Raw genomic sequence first — 3,317 nt, forward strand, 5'->3', positions numbered from 1 at the left:
GTGTATTCTGTAATTTGTCTGATTTCTTCGGAGGAGAGTGTTTGTTTTACTGCGTTAATGTAAATATAGTCGTAGAAAACTGTTTTGGGTTCCAGTGGAAAATCTATTCCGGCGTAATTGAATCCGACAAGCGCTCCTGAATTATGAAGTCTATCGTCCCTTTTCGCTTCTTTGGGACTAACCTCCAGCAGGTCGCGATACGGACCGCCGTTTGAAAAGACTTTGGAACTCTGAAATATATTCTCTAATGTGTATCCGTCAAGTTTGAGATTGAAAGCGCTTAGCTTAACGCCGAGGTCAACCGTTCCCTTTGTACTGATTTCCAAGGGGTTCGCTTCCTTGTTGGCTGACTTTACCGCATTATGCAGTGCAGCGATAGATCTCTGCTTCTGAGCCACAGAAAAGCCTGCGAACCACTGAAACTCGTATTCTCTTTTGATGACCTTACCGTTTGATACTAAATAAACTGGTCTTATTGCCATAATTACACCTCCTGACTGAAATTGAATCGATGAATAATTTCCTTTTGTACTTTTATTATATCACAGGGACATGGGATGTTTATGTCCCGTGTCTATTATACGGCTTCCCAAGCCAGTTCCTGAATTCTCCATACAAGTTCTTCGCTGATCTCTTCGATTTTTCGACAGCGTTTAGGAAGTCCCATAGTAAATTGTTTTTCTGTTTCCATGCAGTCAACAATGATTTGCAAAGCGTCTTCCTGCGGCTCGAATTTTAATCTGATCTGTCTGTTGTGAAGTAGAAGGAATCGCTCCTTGACAGCGGTGCCGTTCCAATTGTGAACCCAGCAGAATGGATAACGTGCGATAAGCATACCGTCATTTGTACGGCTGCTAACCAAATAATTTCTGATCAGTTCGTGCTCCCATTCGGAATCGGTAGTGCTGAACTCTAAGATCTCCGGTTCAGAAGCCATATCCTGAAGGAGTCTGATGATCTCTTTCGGCTCCTCTTTTTCCTGATGCACAACAGTCGAGCAGATTCTGCCGGTCTCGCAACAGAAAAGATCAGCGTCTATGTATCCGTTGGCATCCCACATAGCATTGGGAGAAAAGTGAACCTCTATCTCTCTGCCATGAAGCTGGATGCTAAGGCTTTCCTCACCTGTTTCTTTCCAGTAATCGTCCTCCCAGCAAGCATCGTAACACGAGCGGTAGTTTTCCACCAGTATTTTTCTGAGTTGCTGATACTCTTCTTCGGGACCGGTTGCTTTTATAACGTAAGAATTACTTTTATCTGCCTCCCACGCAAGCCAGTACAGCTTTCTGATTATTTCCTCTGTATCTTTCTCTGACCTACCGTAAAAACCGTTCAGGCTTCTGAGCGCTTCCGGACAATACAGCTGTACCTTAACGAAGTAACCGCAGTCAATAAAGGCAATTTCGATGTTTCTATAGTTGCACCCGTACCAATGTGCTTCTTTACCGTCAATCAGAAACTTGACATACGCATCAAAGAACATCTGGCAAGTCTTTATCCACTGTGTCTTTTCGATATGCTCCATATAATACCTCCTGAAAGCAAGTCAAGGTTTTGGGTCTCTTCATTATACTAATCAAAAACTTGAATTCCGAAGATTCGGAGGGTCGAGCACGAAATTCTCTCTTTTGTACAAATTGACGGTGCTCAAAATATGCAGTATGTATAAGTTCTTCTTGAGGTGTGCTTTACTTTGGCTGTAATTATGATATATCACAGGGGCATGGGGCGTTTCCGCCCCGTGTCAATTATATGAATTCTCATGCGAGTTCCTGAATTTTGTAAACCAGTTCCTCGTATACTTCTTCTAACTCGTTATAATCACTATCCTTAGGAAGCTCTAATGAGCAAGTTTTGCCGGTTGTAAGACAACTGACAATAATATTGATGTATTTTTCCTTCTGATCGAATTGTATTCTGATAATCCTTTTATGGAGAGTGATGTATCTATCTGTTATTATTGTACTTTCCATAATTGACGAAGGACTAAAAAAAGGCCATCTGAATATATATCGCCTATGTTTTGTCTCCAAGCCAATTAAGGCTTCTCTTATAAGCCCATGTTCTCTTGTGGAATCTGAGATACAGAACTCTGTAATCTCTGGTTCTAAAGACATATCCTGAATTAGACTAACAAGGTCATCAAGATAATCTTCTGTTTGAGAAATGAACATTGAACAAGATAAATTTGTATCGAAACAGTAAATATCGACAACTACAGAGCTGTAGGTATCCCACAAAGCGTCTGGATAAATATATATATGAAAACGACGATTATGAAGATTTAGAATAAAGCTTACTTCGCCGATACCTTTCCAGCATTCCGCACATTCGTTCTCGTAGCAAAGACCAACCTTTTGTACAAGCAACTCTCTCAACTTTTTATGCTCTTCTTCCAAATCGAATGTATTTATTTCGTAAACCTCCAAATCCTCGACATTTAGTGCGAGCCAAAGAATCATCCTTATAATTTCTTTTGTATTTTTAGCTGAACCGTCATAGCACCCAAGCATTGCCTTAAAAGTGCTGGGGCAATATAGCTCGACGGAAGTATAACTAACATGATCAAAAAAATAGATTTCTATTTTCCTGCCGTTATGTTCTATTAAATGTTCTGATGTCCCATCAAGTCGGAAATTGACATATGCATCGAAGAATTCTCCACATACCTTTACCCAAGCTTCGCCTGAAAAATACTCCATACACTACCTCCTGAAAGAAAGTCGAAGTTTATATTTTCTTCATTATACTACTCAAAAACTTGAATTTCGAAGATTCAGACGGTCAAACAGAAAAATCTCCCTTTTGCACAAATTGACGGTACTCAAAATATGCGGTATGTATAAGTGATTCTTGAGGCGTGCTTAACCTGAGCTGTAATTATAAAATATCACAGGGACATGGGGCGTTTCCGCCCCGTGTCAATTATATGACTTCCCATGCGAGTTCCTGGATCTTGTAGACCATTTCCTCGCAAATCTCGTTGATTTCCTCGTATTTGCCATCCTTGGGAAGCTCTAAAGAACTGGTTTTCCCAGTTGTGAGGCAACTGATAATAATATCTATGTGAAATGCTTTAGGTATGAATTGGATCCTGATACTCCTGTTATGGAGATTTAAGAGTTTATCTGGTATTTTGTCACTTTCCCAAATATAGCAAGGAACAGTAAACGGTAATCTTTCCCGATGTAGTCCGCCCTCTGTCACCTTGCCGACTAACGCTTCTCTGATAAGGTTATGCTCTTTTTCGAAATCTGTGATGTTAAGTTCGATAATCTTAGGTTCCAAGGACAGATCCTGAATTAATCTGATAAGAT

General features: G+C 40.3%; 4 protein-coding genes. All 4 read right to left on the reverse strand.

Features of this window, described 5'->3' with window-relative positions; all coding sequences use genetic code 11:
• Positions 1-482, reverse strand: a 482-nt coding sequence (locus BMX22_RS15660) for a DarT1-associated NADAR antitoxin family protein (protein WP_074743561.1), incomplete at its 3' end; no start/stop codon positions are given.
• Positions 483-577: 95 nt separating this feature from the next.
• Positions 578-1,525, reverse strand: coding sequence for a hypothetical protein (locus BMX22_RS15665; RefSeq protein WP_074743562.1), 948 nt, complete (start codon positions 1,523-1,525; stop codon positions 578-580).
• A 235-nt stretch (positions 1,526-1,760) separates the two neighbouring features.
• On the reverse strand, positions 1,761-2,702 hold the full coding sequence (locus tag BMX22_RS15670; RefSeq protein WP_074743563.1) for a hypothetical protein: 942 nt from the start codon (positions 2,700-2,702) through the stop codon (positions 1,761-1,763).
• 223 nt (positions 2,703-2,925) lie between these two features.
• On the reverse strand, positions 2,926-3,317 hold a 392-nt coding region (locus BMX22_RS15675), incomplete at its 5' end, for a hypothetical protein (protein WP_207645890.1).

This window comes from Ruminococcus sp. YRD2003 (genome assembly GCA_900109435.1).
GTDB lineage: Bacteria > Bacillota > Clostridia > Oscillospirales > Ruminococcaceae > Ruminococcus > Ruminococcus flavefaciens_G.

Excerpts from the sequence above, each read along its gene's own strand:
- BMX22_RS15665 (WP_074743562.1), bottom strand. The coding sequence starts at position 1,525 with ATGGAGCATATCGAAAAGACACAGTGGATAAAGACTTGCCAGATGTTC.
- BMX22_RS15670 (WP_074743563.1), bottom strand. The coding sequence starts at position 2,702 with ATGGAGTATTTTTCAGGCGAAGCTTGGGTAAAGGTATGTGGAGAATTC.